This is a genomic window from Pseudomonas mucoides (assembly GCF_015461845.1).
Taxonomy (GTDB): domain Bacteria; phylum Pseudomonadota; class Gammaproteobacteria; order Pseudomonadales; family Pseudomonadaceae; genus Aquipseudomonas; species Aquipseudomonas mucoides.
Map to the genome: position 1 here is coordinate 907,075 of NZ_JACOPW010000001.1, position 22,000 is coordinate 929,074.

Here is a 22,000-nt window from a genome sequence, read left to right on the forward strand (position 1 = left end):
AAGCCCGCATCGATTGATGCGGGCTTTTTTTGGGGTGCTCGACTTAGTCGGTAACCGGGTCGATCACCGTGTTGTGCCCATCACTAAACTGCAACGCCGCCAATCGCGCATACAGCGCATTGCTCGCAATCAACGCCTGATGCGTCCCCACCGCCACCAGTTTCCCTTGGTCCATGACCGCGATCCGGTCAGCATTTTTCACCGTGGCCAAACGGTGAGCGATCACCAGCGTGGTGCGGTTTTTCATCAGGCTGGGCAGGGCTTGCTGGATCAGGTGTTCGCTCTGGGCATCGAGGGCGCTGGTGGCTTCGTCGAGCAACAGGATCGGCGCGTCCACCAGCAATGCGCGAGCAATGGCCAGGCGTTGGCGCTGGCCGCCAGACAGCCCGAGGCCGCCGTCGCCAAGATGCGTCTGGTAACCGTGGGGCATTTGCTCAATGAAGTCGTGGGCGTAGGCGATTTTTGCCGCTTCCTGAACCTGAGCCAGGGTTGCCCCCGGATTACCGTAGCGGATGTTCTCTTCGATGCTGCCGAAGAACAGCGCAGGATTTTGCGAAACCAGCGCGAAGCAACGGCGCAGGTCGAGCGGATCGAGCTGGGTCAACGGCACGCCATCGAGCAGGATCTGCCCGGCGGCCGGATCGTAAAAGCGCAGCAGCAAGTCATACACCGTGGATTTTCCGGCCCCGGACGGCCCCACCAGCGCGAGGGTTTCGCCCGCGTTTATGGTCAGACTCAAGCCATCGACGGCATAACTTTCGGGCCGCGACGGGTAGGAAAAACGCACATCCTGTAGAACCAGATCGCCCTTCACCCGCTCCGGCAAGGTTACCAGGCCGGTGGTCGGTGGCTGGATGATATTTTCCGAACGCAGCAATTCGGCAATCCGCTCGGCCGCCCCCGCCGCGCGCTGCAACTCACCGATTACTTCGCTCAAGGTGCCAAAGGCACTGCCGACGATCAGGCTGTAGAAAACAAACGCCGCCAGTTCACCGGCCGAGATCCTCCCGGCGATCACGTCCATGCCACCAACCCACAGCATGACGCCGACAGCACCCAGCACCAGCACGATCACCAGCGTGATCAACCAGGCGCGCTGGAAGATGCGTTTACGCGCGGTGTCGAACGCCTGTTCCACGGTCAGGGCAAAGCGCTGCTCGTCCTGGACCTGATGGTTGTACGCCTGCACGGTTTTGATCTGGCCGAGGGTTTCGGAGACATAGCTGCCGATATCGGCAATCCGGTCCTGGCTCAGGCGCGACAGATTGCGCACCCGACGGCCGAAAATCAGGATCGGGGCAATCACCAGCGGCAACGCAATCACCACGATGCTGGTGAGCTTGGGGTTAGTGATAAACAGCAGCACGATTCCGCCGATGACCATCAGCAGATTGCGCAGGAACAGCGACAACGACGAGCCGATCACCGATTGCAGCAACGTGGTGTCGGCGGTCAGCCGCGACTGGATTTCGGAACTGCGATTGTTTTCGTAGAACCCCGGATGCAGATAAACCAGGTGGTTGAAGACCTGCCGGCGGATGTCTGCGACCACCCGCTCGCCGATCCACGACACCAGGTAAAAACGCGCGAAGGTGCCGATCGCCAGCCCCACCACCAGCACCATGAACAGGCCGATGGATTGATTGAGCAGGTGCGGTGACTGGGTCATGAACCCCTGATCCACCAGCAGGCGGATGCCCTGCCCCATCGACAAGGTAATGCCGGCGGTGACAATCAACGCGAGCAAGGCGCCAAAGGCTTGCCAGCGATACGGTGCAAGAAAGCGAAGGGTCAGGCGGATCGCGCGGCGGTGACGAGCAGAGAGCATCGAGGGTTATCCAGTACGCCATTGATATCGCCAGCCTACACGGTCAGCGGGTGAACGCTGTAAATCACAATGAGTCAGGTTAATTATGACCGCGACGACTAGCCCCTAGACGCTATTGGTCTAAAGTCCGGGTGGCAACGTTTATAAATTTCTGGTGGACTGACATTGCCGTTCGGGAAAGATCGCAGGGAGTTGTCATAGCCCGGTCACCTGAAGGTTCTAAAGTAAGCACACACCTGAAGAGGAGACAGGCCATGTCCTTGCAAAACAGCAGCGAAGACAAGATTCAAGTGATCCGCACACAGCCAGACCAGTCTCTGGGGTGCTCGATTATCGATGCCGATGGGCGTGAAGTACCGATCACTGAAGACATGATCCAGAAAGCGTGCAGCGAACTGGAAAAGCGATTAGTCAAGCCTGCCGAACAAGAGTGATATAGCCACCGTCTTCTTGACCCGGCCCTGGTTGGCCGGGTTTTTTATGGGTGATTTTTGAGGGTGCTGAGTCGTCCACCCATTCAGCGAACGCCCCAAGACCTGTGGGAGCATGGCTTGCCCGCGATGGGGCCAACTCGGTCTCTATACAGCCGAAGCCCCCAACGCCGCCACAATCCTGCGCAACTCAGCCGAATCCCCCTCAATCCGCACCTGCAACCCATCAATCTCCCGACGCGACGGGTAATGCTTGCGCAGCACATCAAACGCCGCACGCTGTTCGCTCACACTGCCTACAAGACTGCGGCGAAAATCCGCATCGTCACGGCGCGGGTCGTACACACCACGGCACAGCATGGCCAGCGCCCACGCCGGATCAGCCTGCGCATGCAGGGTCACTTGCGACAACCACGGTGCCGGCAGCAAATCACTCAGGCTGACCTGAGCCGGCTGCCCGAGAAACGCGCAATACGCCTGATAGATCTGCGCCGTCCCACGCTGTTTGCCGTCAAGGCTGTAACCGGCAATGTGCGGCGTCGCCAGCACGCACAACTCCGCCAGCGCCACGTCGACCTCAGGTTCACCTTCCCAAACGTCGAGCACCGCTTGCAGGTCTTCGCGCTCAAGCAGCACTTGGCGCAGGGCGGCGTTATCGACCACCGGGCCACGACTGGCGTTGATCAGCCAGGTGCCGGGTTTGAGCTGACCCAAGCGGTTTTTATCGAACAAATGCCAGGTCGACTGCGCGCCGTGCTTCTTCAAAGGTGTGTGCAGGCTGATGACGTCGCACTGCTCGATGATCTGTTCGAGGCTGACAAAATCACCGCCTTCAGCTGCCTGCCGGGGCGGATCGCACACCAGCACGTTCCAGCCCAGACCTTGCAGGACCTTGACGAGACGACCGCCGACTTCGCCGGCACCGACCACGCCATACGTGCGCCGGGTCAGGTCAGCGCCTTCGATTTCAGCCAGGGTCAGCAGACTGCCGAGCACGTAGTCGACCACACCCCGGGCATTGCAGCCGGGCGCGCTGGACCAGGTGATGCCGGCTTGCTGAAAGTAGTCCAGGTCCAGGTGATCGGTGCCGATGGTGCACGTGCCGACAAAGCGCACGTTGCTGCCTTCGAGCAAGGCACGATTGACGTTGGTCACCGAGCGGACCAGCAGCACATCGGCTTGTTCGACGGTGGCGCGGTCGATGGAACGTCCCGGTACCCGGCGGATTTCACCGAACCCTGAGAAGAAGGCATCCAGCAGCGGGATATTTTCGTCGGCAACAATCAGCATGGCAGGCTCCTTTGGCGGATCGGCAGTGTAGGCGGAGATGACCTTTGTGAGCCAGCAAGCATTGCGCAGGGAATCTCGCAACGTCCGAAATACAATTACAAATCCCTAACACAGGACTTTTCCTGACCACTGCGTCAGGGCGTAGAATGCATCGCCTTGCGCATCAACACCTTTGGACGTTTCGCCTTTGAATTCCGTGACTGACCGCCTTGCCGCTACCACCCTCACCCGCCCGGCCCGGGTTCGCCTGGAGCTGAAAAACCTGCTCACCCTGGCGCTGCCGATCATGATCGCGCAACTGGCAACCACTGCCATGGGGTTTGTCGATGCGGTGATGGCGGGCCGGGTCGGGCCTCGGGATCTGGCGGCGGTCGCACTGGGCAACTCCATCTGGGTGCCGGTGTTTCTGCTGATGACCGGCACCTTGCTGGCCACCACGCCAAAAGTCGCCCAGCGCTTTGGTGCCGGCACCCACAGCGAAATCGGGCCGATTGTGCGTCAGGCACTGTGGCTCGCCCTGGTGGTGGGTTTGATGGCCACCGGCATGCTGTTCAGCGCCGAGCCGATCCTGCACATGATGAAGGTCGATCCCGAATTGATCGGCCCGTGCATGCAATACCTGCACGGCATCGCCAGCGGCTTGCCCGCCGTCGCCTTCTACCATGTGTTGCGCTGCTTCAGTGATGGCCTGGGGCGTACGCGTCCGGCGATGGTGCTGGGCCTGTGCGGGTTGGCGCTGAACATTCCACTCAATTACATCTTCATCTATGGCCACTTCGGTGTACCGGCGATGGGCGGTGTCGGTTGCGGCTGGGCCACGGCGATTGTGATGTGGGTGATGGCGCTGGGCATGGCCGGCTGGGAACGCTGGGCGCCGGCGTATCAGTCGAGCCAGTTGTTCAGCCGTTTCGACTGGCCGCAATGGTCGGTGATCAAGCGCTTGCTGGGCATTGGCCTGCCGATCGGCATCGCGGTGTTCGCCGAATCGAGCATCTTTGCCGTCATTGCGCTGCTGATCGGCAGCCTTGGCGCCACCGTGGTCGCCGGCCATCAGATCGCCCTGAACTTCAGCTCGCTGGTGTTCATGATCCCTTACTCCCTCGGCATGGCCGTGACGGTGCGGGTCGGCCAGGCCCTCGGTCGACAGGAACCACGCGAGGCACGTTTCGCCGCGGGCGTCGGCATGGGCACGGCGCTGGCGTATGCCTGCCTGTCCGCGAGCATGATGCTGTTGCTGCGCGAGCACATTGCAGCGATCTACACCGCTGACCCGACGGTGATTCGAGTGGCCGCGATGCTGATCGTGTACTCGGCGCTGTTCCAGTTTTCCGATGCCATCCAGGTGACGGCAGCCGGCGCATTGCGCGGTTACCAGGACACGCGGGTGACGATGATCCTGACGCTGTTCGCCTATTGGGGGATTGGTTTGCCGGTGGGTTACGCGCTGGGCCTGACCGATTGGCTGGGTGTACCCAGTGGCCCGAGCGGGCTGTGGCAAGGTTTGATCGTGGGCTTGAGCTGCGCGGCGCTGATGCTGTCGATCCGCCTGGCGCGCAGTGCACGCAAGCGGATTCGTATCAGTCATTCGGCGGGTTAAGCGAGTTTCTTGCGAATCCAGTACAGGTAGGTGCCCGCCTCTTCGTGCTGCGCCACCAGTTCGTGGTCAAGAAACACGCAGAACTTGGGAATGTCGCGACGGGTCGACGGATCGGTCGCAATCACCTTGAGCAGGCCGCCGGGCACCAGGTCGCGGATGTGCTGGTGCAGCATCATGACCGGTTCCGGGCAGTTGAGGCCGGTGGCGTCGAGGGTGCCGTCTACCGGCGTATCAAGCATTTCACTCATGATTAACTCCTGAAACTGGCCAGCATTGTCGCGCATTGCCGGGTCTTCGGTCATCTGTGGCATACAGCCGCCCCTATGGGGGCTCCCACAAAAGCTCTTCCCCACAAATGGGTTGTGTGGATCAGCGGGATTTCGGTTTCTTTACATCCAGCCGGCGCAGGTGGCACGTCACTTCTTCCCGGTCGTGATAAAGCTGCTTACAGCCGATCTCGACCCGAATGCCGCGCTCCTTGAACCCATCGGCGATGCGTTCCAGCAAGCGCTTCACCTCGGCATAACGCTGCTTCATCGGCAGTTTGAGGTTGACCACCGCTTCCCGGCAATGCCCCTCGCCAATCCACTCTTCCAGCATCGCGGCGTTGCGCGCCGGCTTCTCGACGATGTCGCAAACCATCCAGTCCACCGGCTGCCGGGGCTTGAAGGTGAAACCGTCGGCCATCAAGTGTTGCACCAGACCGGTGTCCATCAGGCTTTCGGCCATCGGGCCGTTGTCGATGGCGGTCACCAGCATGCCGCGGTTAACCAGTTGCCAGGTCCACCCGCCGGGGGCAGCGCCCAAATCGACGCCGGTCATGTCACTGTGCAGACGCTCATCCCACTGGTCACGCGGGATGAAGTGATGCCAGGCCTCTTCCAGTTTCAGCGTCGAACGGCTTGGTGCCTCACGCGGGAACTTCAGGCGCGGAATGCCCATCGGCCACATCGCCGAGTTGTTCGACTCGGCCAGGCCCATGAACACTTCACGGCCGCTCTTGAACGTCAGCAGCAGACGCGGTTTGTGCGCATCTTCCACCAGTTTGCCGGCGGCCATCAGCGCCTTGCGCAGGTGACCTTCAAACTTCTTGCAGAAGTTCGACAGTTCCTTGCCATCGTTGGTGTCGACCATTTCCAGCCACAGGCTGCCGCACAGCGGAAAGTCCGCCATGTGCGCCAGGATCACGCTGATGCGGTCGGTTTCCGGCAGATCAATAAAGATCCCGCGCGCCCATTGGCGCGGGAAGATCAGCTCGGCGAAACGCTGGCCACGCATCAGGCGCTCGGCGCCATCTTCTTCGGTGCAGATGAACTCGGCGCAGGCGCTGGCGGTTTTGGCCTTGGCATAACCGGCCACGTTCAGGCGGGCGGCGTGTTCGGCAATCTCGGAACAGACTTCGCCTTCGAAGCCCGGCCGGCAATGCATAAAGAGGGTGTTCATTGAATCTCCTGGGCAATCGGCAATGAATCGATGCGCAAACTTGCCCTGTAGCAAAGCCTGTCACGAAAACCGGCGCATGATAGCCGAGTTCGGAACCTTGGACTTAACCATAGAGTCCAGTTATTAGCCTTAACGTCCAAACAGGGCTAGGTTAAGAGCTCTGTCCGTCCCGCCAGTCCGTCGCCGTGCGGACCCAAAGGAGTCATTTCAATGCCGTCCCTCGATAGCCTGAAAACCCTTAAAACCCTGCAAGTCGACGACAAGACCTACCATTATTTCAGTCTGCCCGACGCGGCCAAAAGCCTCGGTGATCTCGACAAGCTGCCCATGTCGTTGAAAGTGCTGCTGGAAAACCTGCTGCGCTGGGAAGACGAAAAAACCGTCACCGGCGCCGACCTCAAGGCGATTGCCGCGTGGCTCAAGGAGCGTCGCTCCGACCGCGAAATCCAGTACCGCCCCGCCCGCGTGCTAATGCAGGACTTTACCGGCGTGCCCGCCGTGGTCGACCTGGCCGCCATGCGCGCCGCCATGGCCAAGGCTGGCGGCGACCCGCAACGCATCAACCCGCTGTCGCCGGTGGACCTGGTGATCGATCACTCGGTGATGGTCGACAAATTCGCCAGTGCCAGCGCCTTCGAGCAGAACGTCGACATCGAGATGCAACGCAATGGTGAGCGATATGCGTTCTTGCGTTGGGGCCAGAGCGCCTTCCACAACTTCAGCGTGGTGCCGCCGGGCACCGGGATCTGCCACCAGGTCAACCTTGAATACCTCGGACGCACGGTCTGGACCAAGGACGAGGATGGCCGCACCTACGCTTTCCCCGATACACTGGTCGGCACCGACTCCCACACCACCATGATCAACGGCCTCGGCGTGCTCGGCTGGGGGGTTGGCGGGATCGAAGCGGAAGCGGCGATGCTCGGCCAACCGGTGTCGATGCTGATTCCGGAAGTCATCGGTTTCAAACTCACCGGCAAACTCAAGGAAGGCATCACCGCCACCGACCTGGTGCTGACCGTCACCCAGATGCTGCGCAAGAAAGGCGTGGTCGGCAAGTTCGTCGAGTTCTACGGCGACGGCCTCGCCGACCTGCCGCTGGCCGACCGCGCGACCATCGCCAACATGGCCCCTGAATACGGCGCCACTTGCGGCTTCTTCCCGGTGGACGATGTGACGCTGGAGTATTTGCGCCTGTCCGGCCGACCACCGGAAACGGTGAAACTGGTCGAGGCCTACTGCAAGGCTCAAGGCCTGTGGCGCCTGCCGGGCAAGGAACCGATCTTCACCGACAGCCTGGCGCTGGACATGACCAGCGTCGAAGCCAGCCTCGCCGGCCCTAAACGTCCGCAGGACCGTGTTTCCCTGCCCAATGTCGCGCAGGCGTTCACGGACTTCATCGACCTGCAATTCAAACCCACCAGCAAGGAAGTAGGACGCCTGGAAAGTGAGGGCGGCGGCGGTGTCGCGGTGGGCAATGCGGATCTGGCCGGTGAAGCCGATTACGAACACGACGGCCAGACCTACCGCCTGAAAAACGGCGCGGTGGTGATTGCCGCGATCACGTCCTGCACCAACACCTCCAACCCGAGCGTGATGATGGCGGCGGGTCTGGTGGCGAAAAAGGCTGTGGAGAAAGGCCTCAAGCGCAAACCGTGGGTCAAGAGCTCACTGGCGCCCGGTTCGAAAGTGGTCACCGACTACTACAAGGCAGCGGGCCTGACTCAATACCTCGATGAACTGGGTTTTGCGCTGGTCGGCTACGGTTGCACCACGTGCATCGGCAACTCCGGCCCATTGGCGGAGCCGATTGAAAAAGCCATTCAGGCCGCCGACCTGACCGTTGCTTCGGTGTTGTCGGGTAACCGCAACTTTGAGGGACGCGTGCATCCACTGGTGAAAACCAACTGGCTGGCCTCCCCGCCGCTGGTCGTTGCCTATGCGCTGGCCGGTACGGTGCGCATCGACATCAGCCGTGAGCCGCTGGGCGATGACAAGGACGGCAATCCGGTGTACTTGCGGGACATCTGGCCGAGCAGCAAGGAAATTGCCGATTCAGTGAGTCAGGTCAACACGGCGATGTTCCACAAGGAATACGCCGAAGTGTTTGCCGGCGACGAGCAATGGCAAGCCATCCAGGTGCCACAAGCGGCGACCTATGTGTGGCAGGACGATTCGACCTACATCCAGCATCCGCCGTTCTTCGACGACATCGGCGGCCCGCCGCCGGAAGTCAAGGACGTCGCCGGGGCGCGGGTACTGGCGCTGCTCGGCGACTCGGTGACCACCGACCACATCTCCCCCGCCGGCAATATCAAGGCCGACAGCCCGGCCGGTGAGTACTTGCGCGACAAAGGCGTGGAGCCGCGGGACTTCAACTCCTACGGTTCACGTCGCGGCAACCATGAAGTGATGATGCGCGGCACCTTCGCCAACATTCGTATCCGCAACGAAATGCTTGGCGGCGAGGAAGGCGGCAACACTTTCTATATTCCTACGATGGAGAAAATGCCGATCTACGACGCGGCCATGCGTTATCAAACGTCAGGCACGCCGCTGGTGGTAATTGCCGGTCAAGAATACGGCACCGGTTCAAGCCGCGACTGGGCGGCCAAGGGCACTAACCTGCTGGGCGTGAAAGCGGTCATCGCGGAAAGTTTCGAGCGAATTCACCGCTCCAACCTGGTCGGCATGGGCGTGTTGCCGTTGCAGTTCAAGCTGGATCAGAACCGCAAGAGCCTGAACCTGACCGGCAAGGAAACCCTGGATATCCTAGGGTTGACCGGTGTGGAGCTGACGCCGCGGATGAACCTGACGCTGGTGATCACCCGTGAAAATGGCAGTAAGGAAAAGATCGACGTGCTGTGCCGCATCGATACGCTCAATGAGGTCGAGTACTTCAAGTCCGGCGGGATTTTGCACTATGTGCTGCGCCAGTTGATTGCCTCATAAAGGCCTGCTGACAAAGACACCGCCTTCGGGCGGTGTTTTTGTTTGTGCCGCAAACGGCCCATAATCCCCCCGCTTTTGCATACCCAACACAAAACCTCTGTAGGAGTGAGCCTGCTCGTGATGAGGGCGGTACATTCAACATCAATGTCGCCTGACACTCCGCTATCGCGAGCAGGCTCACTCCTACAGGGGGCCGGCGTATGCCGCAAAATTTTGCACATTAAGGATGCTCAATGATCGCCCTGCCATGGACCTACCTGGCCCTTCTCTCCCTTGGCTTCAGCCTCGCTTTGACCTACGGCCAACTCAGCTGGCTGGCCTTGATCACCATCGCCTTGCTGTTAGCGGCCGGTGCCGCCGTCCGCCAGCAAAAACTCCCGATCGTCCGTTACTTCGGTCACGGCCTGTTCATCTTCCTGGCCATGTCGCTGGCGATGCACTGGCTCCCCGGGTTCTTCAACGGTCGCGCGATCGCCCCTCAATACCTCACCGCCGATGCCGTGCCGTTTTCCATGTACCTGAATCAGGACAAACCGCTGATCGGCTTCTGGCTACTGCTGGTATGTCCATGGATTGTCGGCCGGCGCTCCTGGCGCCTGGGCGTTTACGCCACCGCCCTGGCCCTGACGCTGTGTGCCGTACTGGCCTTGGGTGGGGCGCTGTTGCTGGGCATGATCAGTTGGGCGCCGAAGTGGCCAGACCAGGCCTGGCTGTGGCTGCTGAACAATCTGTTGCTAGTCACGCTGGTTGAGGAAGCGCTGTTCCGAGGCTACATCCAGGGCGGCCTGAGCCGTAGCTTCAAACACCTGCCCTATGGCGAAAACCTCGCCCTGCTGCTCGCGTCGTTGCTGTTCGGCCTGGTGCATGTGGGTGCTGGCTGGCAATGGGTGCTGTTGGCGAGCCTCGCCGGTGTCGGGTACGGCCTGGCCTATCGTTTCGGCGGTTTGGGTGCCGCCATTGCCACCCATTTCGGCCTGAACCTGCTGCACTTCGCGCTGTTCACCTATCCGATGCTCGCGGGTTGAGGCAATGCTCATTTTGCGACGCAGCGCTGATTATTGAAAAATAATTTCAACTAATTCCTGACACCGCCGACAACCTTTCAAAGCCTTGCGGATTGAATTAGCCATGCGTAACAACCAGCCCATTACCCAACGCGAACGGACCTTCCCGGCACAGCAACGGTTGATTTCCACCACCGATGCCAAGGGCGTGATCACCTACTGCAACGACGCGTTCGTCGAGATCAGCGGGTTTTCTCGTGAGGAACTGGTCCGCGCACCGCACAACCTGGTCCGTCACCCCGACGTCCCGGCCGCCGTGTTCGCGCACATGTGGGGCACTCTGAAACAAGGCTTGCCATGGATGGGCATCGTCAAGAATCGCTGCAAGAACGGTGATCACTATTGGGTTAACGCCTACGTGACACCGGTGTTCGAGGGCAACCAGGTGATCGGTTACGAGTCGGTGCGGATCAAACCCACCACCGAACAGATCCAGCGTGCCGAAGCGCTCTACCAACGCATCAACCAGGGCAAGTCCGCCATTCCATCGACTGATAAATGGCTGCCGGTGCTTCAGGACTGGCTGCCGTTCATTCTGGTCAGCCAATTGAGTTTCATGATCGGTGCGACGCTGAATTCCCATTGGGGCTTTGCCCTGGCGGCCGGCCTGTCGGTGCCGTTGGGCCTGATGGGGCTGAGCTGGCAGCAGCGTGGTCTCAAGCGCCTGCTGGTCCTGGCCGGGCAAACCACGTCCGACCCGTTGATCGCACAGATGTACACCGACAGCCGCGGCGCCCAGGCGCGCCTGGAAATGTCGATCCTCAGCCAGGAAGCCCGTCTGAAAACCTGCCTGACCCGTCTGCAGGACACCGCCGAGCACCTGACCGAACAAGCGAAACAGTCCGATACCCTGGCGCACAACAGCTCCAGCGGCCTGGAACGTCAGCGCGTCGAAACCGAGCAAGTGGCCACCGCCGTCAACCAGATGGCCGCCACCACTCAGGAAGTCGCCAGCCACGTACAGCGCACCGCCGACGCCACCCAGGAGGCCAATCGCCTGACCGGTCGCGGCCGCGACATCGCCGGGGAAACCCGCGATGCCATCCAGCGTCTGTCGGTGGTGGTGGGTGAAACCGGCCTGACCGTGACTCAACTGGCCAAGGACAGCGACGAAATCGGCGGCGTGGTCGATGTGATCAAAGGGATCGCCGACCAGACCAACTTGCTGGCCTTGAACGCCGCCATCGAAGCGGCCCGCGCCGGGGAGATGGGCCGTGGTTTTGCGGTGGTGGCTGACGAAGTTCGTCAACTGGCGCAGCGCACCAGTGAATCCACCGGGCAGATCCACGCCCTGATTGCCAAGCTGCAGCAGACTGCCAGCACCGCCGTGCAAACCATGGAAGCCGGGCATCGCCAGGCCGAAGAAGGGGTGGCGCGGGTACTGGAAGCGGATCAGGCGCTGGTGGGGATCAGCGAAGCGGTGGCCAACATCACCGACATGACCACCCAGATCGCGGCGGCGACCGAAGAGCAAAGTGCAGTAGCTGAAGAGATCAGCCGCAACATCAGCAACATCTCGCAACTGGCTGACCAGACGTCGGAACAGGCGCAGAACTCGGCGTTGTTGAGTGAAGAGCTGACGAAGACGGCTAATACGCAGTATTCGTTGGTGGAGCGGTTTAATCGCTGATCGTTGAAGGGATGAATAAAAACCGGAAAATCAAACATCCGGTTTTTTTTCGTCTGTAGAAACCATGCGGTCCCTTTTGACGTAAGAGCTTTAACTCAACCAATTGTTTTTTATACGCTATTTATGTACTCCCTCCCCCATCATCACAATTCAACAAAACATACAACTGACAACTTTGACAGTAGCAGAAAGACCTATTACCCGCTAAAACCATTTTCGCAACCTGGCAATTACCTGATTAACAAATCAATAAACCGCAGGAGACGAACCATGGCTATTCACGATATTTTACTGCCAGAACAACAATCTATAACTTCCAAAAACTTGTTCGACTGGAATGACAATGCACATAAAACAACATCTGAACAGAATAGTTTTTCTAAACATCAGCATGCCAGCGGAAAAATCAGCTGGCTCTTCTGGGGGTCTGTAGGAAACAGCTCCGAGGGCACTTATTTCGCCTACCAAATGTGGATCGATTACAAGGGAGACGATCTGATTGCGCAAGAGTACACGCTCGGAAACGGACTCAACTTTCAACACTTTCACTCCCTTCCCGACAAGCCAGGTAATTGGATCAGGATTGTCGATGCGGACACAGCAAAACTCCGCATCAAGCTCGACCCCAAAAAAGGGACTGTATCAGGCACTTTTGCTGCCACATTCACCAGCGACGGCTACAACTTAAATCCAGAAGGAAATATACAAATGACCTCCGAATTACGGGACAACATTTAGTTCGGTCAGCAGGGATTCCTCCCCTTACCAGCGCATTGTAGAAATCCCTGATAGATACATCGGGGATTCTCTATTCAAACGTTCATTTTTTATCTGATGAAGATCCGGCTAGGTATTAAAACTAAAAATCTGACAGATAGATTCGGCTACTTTTTGCGCCGCAGTCGCCAAATGCTGCTCATGCGTAAACCCCGAAGCCTTCAACGGCTTCAAATCATGATCCCCTGCCACCAGCCAGAACACTTCGATACTCGGTGACAACGTGTAAGCCTCGACCGCCTCACGATTCCCCAGCGCGTCCCGCTCGCCTTGAACAATCAGCGTCCGCGTTTTCAACCCGGCCAAATGCTCGACCCGAGGTTTTTCCGGTTTACCCACTGCGTAAAACGGATACCCCAGACACACCAATGCATCCGCCCCCAACTCATCAGCCAGCAAACTCGCCATCCGCCCACCCATGGACTTGCCGCCAATAGCCAAACGCCCAGTGACATGGCGTCGCACCACGGCATACACCTCACGCCAGCATTCCAGCAGTTTCGGCGCCGGATTGGGTGGTCGCTTACCCCCATCAACACGCCGTTGCGCCATGTATGGAAACTCGAAGCGCAACACGTTGACGCCCAGCGCAGCAAGGCGTGCGGCCATGTCGTTCATCCATTCGCTGTCCATCGACGCTCCGGCGCCATGGGCAAGGATCAACGTCGTCGATGCCGGCCCTGTAGCCGCATTCCACAACCATCCATGATCCTGCACGCACTGCGCCCATTGATCCCCGTCAATACCGGCCTTGTGCTGTTTGTCCATGCTTGCCTCGCTTTTAGTCTGCCTATAACTCCGGCCGAAGGGAGCGTCATTGCCTTGCGCAGACGACTTCACTTCAGCTGAACCGTGGATGGGGAACCATGAACACTTCTATCAGTACCGCCTACAACTACAAGGTGGTCCGCCAATTCGCCATTATGACGGTGGTGTGGGGCATCGTCGGCATGGGGCTCGGGGTTTTTCTCGCGGCCCAATTGGTCTGGCCCGAACTCAACTTCAATTTGCCGTGGACCAGTTTCGGCCGGTTGCGCCCGTTGCACACCAACGCGGTGATCTTCGCGTTCGGCGGTTGCGCCCTGTTCGCCAGTTCGTTCTATTCGGTGCAACGCACCTGCCAGACACAGCTGTTTGCGCCGAAAATCGCCGCGTTCTGCTTCTGGGGCTGGCAACTGGTGATCCTGTTGGCGGCGATCAGCCTGCCGCTGGGTTACACCAGTTCCAAGGAATACGCCGAGCTGGAATGGCCGATCGACATTCTGATCACCATCGTCTGGGTCGCCTACGCCATCGTGTTCTTCGGCACGCTGGCCAAGCGCAAGACCAAACACATCTACGTCGGCAACTGGTTCTTCGGTGCGTTCATCATCACCGTGGCGATTCTGCATATCGTCAACAACCTTGAGTTGCCGGTGAGTTTCACCAAGTCCTACTCGGTGTATTCCGGTGCGACCGACGCCATGGTCCAGTGGTGGTACGGCCACAACGCGGTGGGCTTTTTCCTCACCGCCGGTTTCCTCGGGATGATGTATTACTTCGTGCCGAAACAGGCCGAGCGCCCGGTGTATTCCTATCGCCTGTCGATCGTGCACTTCTGGGCGCTGATCACCCTGTACATCTGGGCCGGCCCGCACCACTTGCACTACACCGCACTGCCGGACTGGGCACAGTCGCTGGGCATGGTGATGTCGCTGATCCTGCTGGCGCCAAGCTGGGGCGGCATGATCAACGGCATGATGACCCTCTCGGGCGCCTGGCATAAGTTGCGCAGCGACCCGATCCTGCGCTTCCTCGTGGTGTCGCTGGCGTTCTACGGCATGTCGACCTTCGAAGGGCCGATGATGGCGATCAAGACGGTTAACGCCCTCTCCCACTACACCGACTGGACCATCGGCCACGTTCACGCCGGAGCACTCGGCTGGGTGGCGATGATTTCCATCGGCGCGCTGTACCACATGATCCCGAAAATCTTCGGTCGCGAGCAGATGCACAGCATCGGCCTGATCAACGCGCACTTCTGGCTCGCCACCATCGGCACCGTGCTCTACATCGCCTCGATGTGGGTCAACGGCATCGCCCAGGGCCTGATGTGGCGCGCAGTCAACGAAGACGGCACGCTGACCTACTCCTTCGTCGAAACCCTGGTGGCCAGCCACCCAGGCTTCGTCGTGCGACTGGTGGGCGGGGCGATCTTCCTCAGTGGCATGTTCCTGATGGCTTACAACACCTGGCGCACCGTACGGGCCTCGCAGCCTGCCGACGTCGCCGCTGCCGCGCAGATGGCTTGAGGAGTCCGCCATGAAACACGAAACAATCGAGAAAAACGTCGGCCTGTTGCTGTTGTTGATGGTGCTGGCCGTGAGCATCGGCGGCCTGACCCAGATCGTCCCGCTGTTCTTTCAGGACGTGACCAACAAACCGGTGGAAGGCATGAAGCCCTATACCGCCCTGCAACTGGAAGGTCGCGACATTTACATCCGCGAAGGTTGCGTGGGTTGTCACTCGCAGATGATCCGCCCGTTCCGGGCCGAGACCGAACGCTACGGCCACTACTCGGTCGCCGGCGAAAGCGTCTGGGATCACCCGTTCCTCTGGGGCTCGAAACGTACCGGGCCGGACCTGGCGCGGGTCGGCGGTCGCTACTCGGAAGACTGGCACCGCGCGCACTTGTACAACCCGCGCAACGTGGTGCCGGAATCGAAAATGCCTGCCTATCCATGGCTGGTGGCCAATCAGCTCGACAGCAGCCACACCGAAACCAAGATTCGCGCCATGCGCACCTTGGGCGTGCCGTACACCGACGATGACATCGCCGGGGCCACCGCTTCGCTCAAGGGCAAGACCGAAATGGACGCCTTGGTCGCTTACCTGCAAGTGCTCGGCACTGCCATCAAGAGCAAGAGGTGAGCCATGGTCGTTGAAATGAGCAGTGGAATGATTCGAGGCTTAGGCACGGTCGTGGTGTTTGTGGCCTTCGTCGGCCTGACGCTGTGGGTGTTCAACAGCAAGCGCAACCCGGAATTCGCCGAAGCGCGCCTGTTGCCGTTCGCCGACGAACCGAAACCCGATGACGCCACCCAAGAACCTGAAACAAGGAGTACCCGGCCATGACCACCTTCTGGAGTACGTGGATCTGCGTACTGACTATCGGCAGCCTGATCGGCCTGACCTGGTTGCTGATCGGCACCCGCAAGGGCGAAACCAAGGGCAGCGTCGACCAGACCATGGGCCACAGCTTCGACGGCATCGAGGAGTACGACAACCCGCTGCCGCAGTGGTGGTTCATGCTGTTCGCCGGCACGCTGGTGTTTGCCGTCGGTTATTTGATTCTTTACCCGGGCCTGGGCAACTGGAAAGGCATTCTGCCGGGCTATGAAAACGGCTGGACTGGCGTGCACGAATGGGAAAAGGAGATGGACAAGGCCGACGCGAAGTTCGGGCCGATCTTCGCCAAATTCGCTGCGATGCCCGTGGAAGAAGTGGCCAAGGACCCGCAAGCGCTGAAGATGGGCGGGCGCCTGTTTGCGTCCAACTGCTCGGTCTGCCACGGCTCGGACGCCAAGGGGGCATTTGGTTTCCCGAACCTGACGGACAGCGATTGGCGCTGGGGTGGTACGGCCGACACGATCAAAACCACGATCATGGGCGGGCGCATGGCCGCGATGCCGGCCTGGGGTGAAATCCTCGGTGAGACCGGCGTGAAGAATGTCGCCGCTTATGTGCGTCACGACCTCGCCGGCCTGCCGTTGCCTGCCGACAGCGGCGCCGACCTGCAAGCCGGACAGCAACTGTTCAGTACCACCTGCGTCGCCTGTCATGGGGCAAAAGGCCAGGGCACAGAAGCCATGGGCGCGCCGAATCTGACGCACCCGGCCGGTTTTATTTACGGTACAAGCCTGGCGCAGCTGCAACAGACCATTCGCCATGGCCGCCAGGGCCATATGCCGGCGCAGAACGAATTGCTCGGCAACGATAAGGTGCAACTGCTCGCGGCTTATGTTTATAGCCTTTCGAAAGGTGATGAGCAGTTGAGCGGCAAGGTTCAAGCTATAAGCGTCAAGTAAAGACAAAAGCAAAGGCTGCAAGCGACGAGATCTTCTTGAAGCTTGCAGCTTGAAGCTTGCAACTGCTTCTTTGCGACCCATTGTCGCACCCTCCCCACGCTCTTTCTTTCGGTTCACCAGATTCGGGTCTAAGCTTGCTCGGTGCGGACTGGCATGAGCCGGTTCCAGGTCGTTTTTAGCCGATGTGTTCGACGATTCTGCTCAATGGCAAGCCGCAAAGGCTGGTAGATACCGGCTGTCGCGCCAATTGCCGTCGGTCACCCGATCGTTGCGTTTGAACACACCCCGTTACATCTGACCGGACCCCCTTCTCATTTTCGTCCGCTGCGACATTTTGCCCTTGGGTGATTTTGTCCTTACGCGGCGCATGGAAAGGCCGCAGAATCAGCTTTTGAAAGCATTGACCCAGGTCATGGCGCGTTGCAATGACCCCCTGCTTTCTCCATACTTGCGGCCGATTTTTACTCCTAATAAAACACCCAAACCGTGGAACCTTAGAATGAGCACAGCAATCAGTCCGACTGCTTATAACTATAAGGTAGTCCGCCAGTTCGCCATCATGACGGTGGTCTGGGGGATCCTTGGCATGGGGCTCGGTGTCTTCATCGCCTCACAGCTTGTATGGCCGGAATTGAACTTCGGTCTGCCGTGGACGACTTTTGGACGCTTACGCCCGTTGCACACCAACCTGGTGATTTTCGCCTTCGGTGGTTGTGCACTGTTTGCCACTTCTTATTACGTCGTGCAGCGAACCTGCCAAACGCGACTGATTTCCGACAGCCTCGCGGCCTTCCACTTCTGGGGATGGCAAGCGGTGATCGTCGGAGCCGGCATTACATTGCCGCTGGGCTACACCACGACCAAGGAATACGCGGAACTGGAATGGCCGCTGGCAATTTTGCTGGCTATTGTCTGGATCGTTTACGCACTGGTGTTCTTTGGCACCATCGTCAAGCGCAAGACCAAGCACATCTATGTCGGTAACTGGTTCTACGGCGCGTTCATTGTCGTGACCGCGATGCTGCACATCGTCAACCACATGTCGCTGCCGGTCAGCCTGTTCAAGTCTTACTCCGCTTACTCGGGTGCGACTGACGCGATGATCCAGTGGTGGTACGGCCACAACGCCGTAGGTTTCTTCCTGACCACCGGCTTCCTGGGGATGATGTACTACTTCGTTCCGAAGCAGGCCGAGCGTCCGATCTACTCCTATCGCCTGTCGATCGTGCACTTCTGGGCGTTGATCACCCTGTACATCTGGGCCGGTCCGCACCACCTGCACTACACCGCGCTGCCGGACTGGGCTCAGTCCCTGGGCATGGCGATGTCGATCATCCTGCTGGCTCCGAGCTGGGGCGGCATGATCAACGGCATGATGACCCTCTCGGGCGCCTGGCATAAGCTGCGCACCGACCCGATCCTGCGCTTCCTGGTCGTGTCGCTGGCGTTCTACGGCATGTCGACCTTCGAAGGCCCGATGATGGCCATCAAGACCGTCAACTCGCTGTCTCACTACACCGACTGGACCATCGGCCACGTACACGCCGGTGCCTTGGGCTGGGTAGCGATGATCTCGATCGGCGCGATCTACCACATGATCCCGAAACTGTTCGGTCGTGCGCAGATGCACAGCGTCGGCCTGATCAACACGCACTTCTGGCTCGCGACCATCGGTACCGTTCTGTACATCGCTTCGATGTGGGTCAACGGCATTACCCAGGGTCTGATGTGGCGCGCAATCAACGACGACGGCACCCTCACCTACTCGTTCGTCGAAGCGCTGCAAGCCAGCCATCCTGGTTTCATCGTTCGCGCCCTGGGCGGTGCGTTCTTCGCCAGCGGCATGCTGTTCATGGCCTACAACGTATGGCGTACCGTACGTGCCTCGAACCCGGCTGAAGCCAAAGCTGCTGAACAGATTGCTGTAGTTGGAGCTCACTGATGAAGCATGAAGCAGTCGAGAAGAACATTGGCCTGCTGGCCTTCTTCATGGTTATCGCCGTCAGTATCGGCGGCCTGACCCAGATCGTTCCGCTGTTTTTCCAGGACGTTACCAACAAGCCGGTCGAAGGCATGAAGCCTCGCCCTGCGCTTGAACTGGAAGGCCGCGACATTTACATCGCCAACGGCTGTGTCGGCTGCCACTCGCAGATGATCCGTCCGTTCCGCGCTGAAACCGAACGTTACGGCCACTACTCGGTTGCCGGTGAAAGCGTCTGGGACCACCCGTTCCTGTGGGGTTCCAAGCGTACCGGTCCGGACCTGGCCCGTGTCGGCGGTCGTTACTCCGATGACTGGCAGCGTGCGCACTTGTACAACCCGCGCAACGTAGTGCCTGAGTCGAAAATGCCGGCCTACCCGTTCCTCGTGGAAAACAAGCTCGACGGCAAAGACACCGCCAAGAAAATGGAAGTCTTGCGCACGCTCGGCGTCCCTTACACCGACGAAGACATCGCCGGCGCCAAGGATGCTGTGAAGGGCAAAACCGAAATGGACGCGCTGGTGGCCTATCTGCAAGGCCTGGGCACCATCATCAAAAGCAAACGGTGATTTAGATGGATATCGGGATGATTCGTGGCCTGGGCACCGTTGTTGTGATGGTGGCCTTCATCGGTCTGGCGTTGTGGGTGTTCAGCCCCAAGCGCAAGTCGGAGTTTGAAGACGCGACCTTGCTGCCTTTCGCGGATGATCCCGAAGCCATCAAGCACGTCGAGCAAGCTTCTAGGAGTAACAAAGAATGACTACGTTCTGGAGTCTGTACGTCACAGTCCTCAGTCTCGGCACCATCTTCGCCCTGACCTGGCTGCTGCTGTCCACCCGCAAGGGCCAGCGCGCCGAGCAGACGGAAGAAACGGTTGGCCACTCCTTCGACGGGATCGAGGAGTACGACAACCCACTGCCAAAATGGTGGTTCATGCTGTTCGTGGGCACCATCATTTTTGCCTTGGGTTACCTGGTGCTGTACCCGGGCCTGGGCAACTGGAAAGGCCTGCTGCCGGGTTACAACTACCTCGATAACGAGAAGCAGACTGCGTTCGCCAACGGCCAGGCCGGCTGGACCGGCGTTCACGAGTGGGAAAAGGAAATGGCCAAGTCGGACGCCAAGTTCGGTCCGATCTTCGCCAAGTTCGCCTCCATGCCAATCGAAGAAGTCGCCAAAGACCCGCAAGCCCTGAAGATGGGTGGCCGCCTGTTCGCCTCCAACTGCTCGGTCTGCCACGGTTCCGACGCCAAAGGCGCTTACGGCTTCCCTAACCTGACCGACGCCGACTGGCGCTGGGGCGGCGAGCCTGCCACCATCAAGACCACCATCATGGGCGGCCGTCACGCCGTCATGCCGGCGTGGGCTGACGTGATCGGCGAGCAAGGCGTTTCCGATGTCGCTGCCTTTGTCCTGACCAACCTCGATGGCCGCAAACTGCCGGAAGGCACCAAGGCTGACCCGGTTGCCGGCCAGAAGTTGTTCGCCGCCAACTGCGTGGCTTGCCACGGTCCGGAAGGTAAAGGTACGCCAGCAATGGGCGCCCCTAACCTGACCCACCCGGCCGCGTTCATCTACGGTTCGAGCTTCGCTCAACTGCAGCAGACCATCCGTTACGGCCGTCAGGGCCAGATGCCTGCGCAAGAGCAGCTGCAAGGCAACGACAAGGTTCACTTGCTGGCCGCTTACGTCTACAGCCTGTCTCACGGCGAGAAGGCTCCGGCGGCAGACGCTCAGTAAGACACACGCTTGAAGCAACAAAAAAAGGCCCCGCCAATGTGAATTGGCGGGGCCTTTTTCGTTATGGGCCGGTAGCGAAAGTTTACCTGACCGCAACCGTGGCCACGAAGGTGCGACTCGGCCAGTGATTCCCTTTGACAAGGTCAACGGTCATCGATTTCCGGTCTTGCGAAAAGCTGGCAATCAAGTACGTCTGCTGTGACGCCGCGCCGCTCAGGAATAAGGGCACATCTCCAAAGTAGTATCCACCCTGAAATCCTCCGGCGTCCTCGTGTAGATGACCAGCGAAGACTGCAGTGACCTTATTGTCCGCGATTATCTTGCGGAACCTGGTGACCTGCTCCGAATCGCCTTTCCAGTAACCTGGTTTGTGCATATTTAGAAGGATGATCTGACCTTTGGCACGGGCCGTCTTCAAATCCTGCTCCAACCAATCCAGTGAGTCCGTGATCTCGAAGGTCGTCGGGTTCAAGGGATGGGAAATTCGATCCGAGTACGTCGGCTCGTTGTTCAACTGAACAAAATGCACATCCCCAACATCTCTGGACCAGGCGAGACTTCCGGAATACAGCTTATTAAAGAAAGGACCACTGATTTTTAAATCAAAACTCCCCACTTTATCGCGATGATGTTCCTCGAAGTCGGTAATGCTGCCCGCAGCACAACTCGCGGAAAAACAATCGAGATTTTCATAATCATGATTACCCAGCCCGTAGACAAAATCGCTACCGAAATACTTCTTCTGCACCGAGCGAATATAGGAGCGCTGCCAGCCGTGACCATACGCCGTAATATCACCGTTGATCATGACAGGAACTTCCATCCACGGACGACTCTTCCTGAAATGAGCAATGTCGGAATACTGGCTTTCGATCAACGTTCGGGATCGGGCCTGCTGTTCAGAATCCGATTCTTCTACGCCAGCATCTGTTTTATCTGTCCAGGGGTATTGCGGATCAGAAGTAAACACCGCAAATTCCGGATTTATAATGCTCGGCACATACGCCGCATAACTGGCTATTGAAGCCATCATGAGGCCGACAATAAAGCCACTCTTTGTTAACAACTTCATAGAATTCCATTTCCATCAAAACCAAATAAGAACGGCGACTCTTCGCCGAAAACAAACTTATGCCAAAACCCTCAAAAACAAAACACGCAACGCCCCTCTAATTAATTAATAGTATTTCACTCACTGAA

At 59.0% G+C, this 22,000-nt stretch carries 20 protein-coding genes; 14 read left to right on the forward strand and 6 right to left on the reverse strand.

The features are described from left to right. Nucleotides 1-43: 43 nt before the first annotated feature. A complete protein-coding gene (locus H8F22_RS04340; RefSeq protein WP_194939786.1) occupies nucleotides 44-1,828 on the reverse strand; it encodes an ABC transporter transmembrane domain-containing protein in 1,785 nt (594 codons plus the stop codon). Nucleotides 1,829-2,082: 254 nt separating this feature from the next. On the opposite strand from H8F22_RS04340, the gene H8F22_RS04345 reads away from it, so the two are divergent. Next, complete coding sequence (locus H8F22_RS04345) at nucleotides 2,083-2,262, forward strand: PA1571 family protein (protein ID WP_027921696.1); 180 nt, start codon at nucleotides 2,083-2,085, stop codon at nucleotides 2,260-2,262. 144 nt (nucleotides 2,263-2,406) lie between these two features. On the opposite strand, the gene pdxB is transcribed toward H8F22_RS04345, so the two are convergent. Continuing rightward, a complete protein-coding gene (pdxB, locus tag H8F22_RS04350) occupies nucleotides 2,407-3,549 on the reverse strand; it encodes a 4-phosphoerythronate dehydrogenase PdxB (protein ID WP_194939787.1) in 1,143 nt (380 codons plus the stop codon). A gap of 187 nt (nucleotides 3,550-3,736) precedes the next feature. Here pdxB and H8F22_RS04355 point away from each other — a divergent pair, with 187 nt between their 5' ends. Then, nucleotides 3,737-5,146: an MATE family efflux transporter gene (locus tag H8F22_RS04355; protein ID WP_194939788.1), complete on the forward strand. Its 1,410-nt coding sequence runs from the start codon at nucleotides 3,737-3,739 to the stop codon at nucleotides 5,144-5,146. Here the strand turns inward: H8F22_RS04355 and tusA are convergent. Continuing rightward, nucleotides 5,143-5,394 carry a sulfurtransferase TusA gene (gene tusA / locus H8F22_RS04360; protein WP_007945068.1) on the reverse strand — a complete coding sequence of 84 codons (252 nt, stop codon included), beginning with the start codon at nucleotides 5,392-5,394 and terminating at the stop codon, nucleotides 5,143-5,145. The two genes, H8F22_RS04355 and tusA, sit on opposite strands and share 4 nt — an antisense overlap. Before the next feature lie 121 nt (nucleotides 5,395-5,515). Continuing rightward, complete coding sequence (gene rlmM / locus H8F22_RS04365) at nucleotides 5,516-6,589, reverse strand: 23S rRNA (cytidine(2498)-2'-O)-methyltransferase RlmM (protein WP_007945067.1); 1,074 nt, start codon at nucleotides 6,587-6,589, stop codon at nucleotides 5,516-5,518. Nucleotides 6,590-6,799: 210 nt separating this feature from the next. Here rlmM and acnA point away from each other — a divergent pair, with 210 nt between their 5' ends. The 4 genes from acnA to H8F22_RS04385 all read left to right on the forward strand — a co-directional run bounded on the left by acnA (nucleotide 6,800) and on the right by H8F22_RS04385 (nucleotide 12,973). Then, nucleotides 6,800-9,541, forward strand: a complete 2,742-nt coding sequence (acnA, locus tag H8F22_RS04370; protein WP_027921699.1) for an aconitate hydratase AcnA — start codon at nucleotides 6,800-6,802, stop codon at nucleotides 9,539-9,541. A gap of 233 nt (nucleotides 9,542-9,774) precedes the next feature. After that, nucleotides 9,775-10,566, forward strand: coding sequence for a CPBP family intramembrane glutamic endopeptidase (locus H8F22_RS04375; RefSeq protein ID WP_027921700.1), 792 nt, complete (start codon nucleotides 9,775-9,777; stop codon nucleotides 10,564-10,566). Between the two features lie 103 nt (nucleotides 10,567-10,669). Then, nucleotides 10,670-12,235, forward strand: coding sequence for a methyl-accepting chemotaxis protein (locus H8F22_RS04380; RefSeq protein WP_059181309.1), 1,566 nt, complete (start codon nucleotides 10,670-10,672; stop codon nucleotides 12,233-12,235). A 270-nt stretch (nucleotides 12,236-12,505) separates the two neighbouring features. Then, entirely contained in the window at nucleotides 12,506-12,973 is a 468-nt protein-coding gene (locus H8F22_RS04385) for a hypothetical protein (protein ID WP_059181310.1), read from the forward strand. A gap of 108 nt (nucleotides 12,974-13,081) precedes the next feature. Here the strand turns inward: H8F22_RS04385 and H8F22_RS04390 are convergent, their stop codons facing one another. Beyond that, nucleotides 13,082-13,780, reverse strand: coding sequence for an alpha/beta family hydrolase (locus H8F22_RS04390; RefSeq protein WP_059181311.1), 699 nt, complete (start codon nucleotides 13,778-13,780; stop codon nucleotides 13,082-13,084). A 98-nt stretch (nucleotides 13,781-13,878) separates the two neighbouring features. Here H8F22_RS04390 and ccoN (H8F22_RS04395) point away from each other — a divergent pair, with 98 nt between their 5' ends. From ccoN (H8F22_RS04395) to ccoP (H8F22_RS04430), 8 genes are all read left to right on the forward strand, one after another. Further along, nucleotides 13,879-15,303, forward strand: coding sequence for a cytochrome-c oxidase, cbb3-type subunit I (ccoN, locus tag H8F22_RS04395; RefSeq protein WP_027921704.1), 1,425 nt, complete (start codon nucleotides 13,879-13,881; stop codon nucleotides 15,301-15,303). Between the two features lie 10 nt (nucleotides 15,304-15,313). Then, nucleotides 15,314-15,922, forward strand: coding sequence for a cytochrome-c oxidase, cbb3-type subunit II (gene ccoO, locus H8F22_RS04400; RefSeq protein ID WP_027921705.1), 609 nt, complete (start codon nucleotides 15,314-15,316; stop codon nucleotides 15,920-15,922). 3 nt (nucleotides 15,923-15,925) lie between these two features. After that, the gene (locus tag H8F22_RS04405) at nucleotides 15,926-16,126 is read left to right on the forward strand and encodes a cbb3-type cytochrome oxidase subunit 3 (protein ID WP_027921706.1); all 201 of its coding nucleotides are present in this window, start codon (nucleotides 15,926-15,928) and stop codon (nucleotides 16,124-16,126) included. Then, complete coding sequence (gene ccoP / locus H8F22_RS04410; RefSeq protein WP_059181312.1) at nucleotides 16,123-17,079, forward strand: cytochrome-c oxidase, cbb3-type subunit III; 957 nt, start codon at nucleotides 16,123-16,125, stop codon at nucleotides 17,077-17,079. The genes H8F22_RS04405 and ccoP (H8F22_RS04410) overlap by 4 nt, the downstream gene beginning before the upstream one ends. A gap of 499 nt (nucleotides 17,080-17,578) precedes the next feature. Next, on the forward strand, nucleotides 17,579-19,021 hold the full coding sequence (gene ccoN, locus H8F22_RS04415) for a cytochrome-c oxidase, cbb3-type subunit I (RefSeq protein WP_027921708.1): 1,443 nt from the start codon (nucleotides 17,579-17,581) through the stop codon (nucleotides 19,019-19,021). Then, nucleotides 19,021-19,629: a cytochrome-c oxidase, cbb3-type subunit II gene (ccoO, locus tag H8F22_RS04420; RefSeq protein ID WP_027921709.1), complete on the forward strand. Its 609-nt coding sequence runs from the start codon at nucleotides 19,021-19,023 to the stop codon at nucleotides 19,627-19,629. The genes ccoN (H8F22_RS04415) and ccoO (H8F22_RS04420) overlap by 1 nt, the downstream gene beginning before the upstream one ends. A 5-nt stretch (nucleotides 19,630-19,634) precedes the next feature. Next, nucleotides 19,635-19,820, forward strand: a complete 186-nt coding sequence (locus H8F22_RS04425) for a CcoQ/FixQ family Cbb3-type cytochrome c oxidase assembly chaperone (protein WP_003175465.1) — start codon at nucleotides 19,635-19,637, stop codon at nucleotides 19,818-19,820. Next, on the forward strand, nucleotides 19,817-20,800 hold the full coding sequence (ccoP, locus tag H8F22_RS04430; protein ID WP_194939789.1) for a cytochrome-c oxidase, cbb3-type subunit III: 984 nt from the start codon (nucleotides 19,817-19,819) through the stop codon (nucleotides 20,798-20,800). The genes H8F22_RS04425 and ccoP (H8F22_RS04430) overlap by 4 nt, the downstream gene beginning before the upstream one ends. An 82-nt stretch (nucleotides 20,801-20,882) precedes the next feature. Here the strand turns inward: ccoP (H8F22_RS04430) and H8F22_RS04435 are convergent, their stop codons facing one another. Continuing rightward, on the reverse strand, nucleotides 20,883-21,872 hold the full coding sequence (locus H8F22_RS04435) for a metallophosphoesterase family protein (protein ID WP_027921711.1): 990 nt from the start codon (nucleotides 21,870-21,872) through the stop codon (nucleotides 20,883-20,885). Nucleotides 21,873-22,000 lie beyond the last annotated feature (128 nt).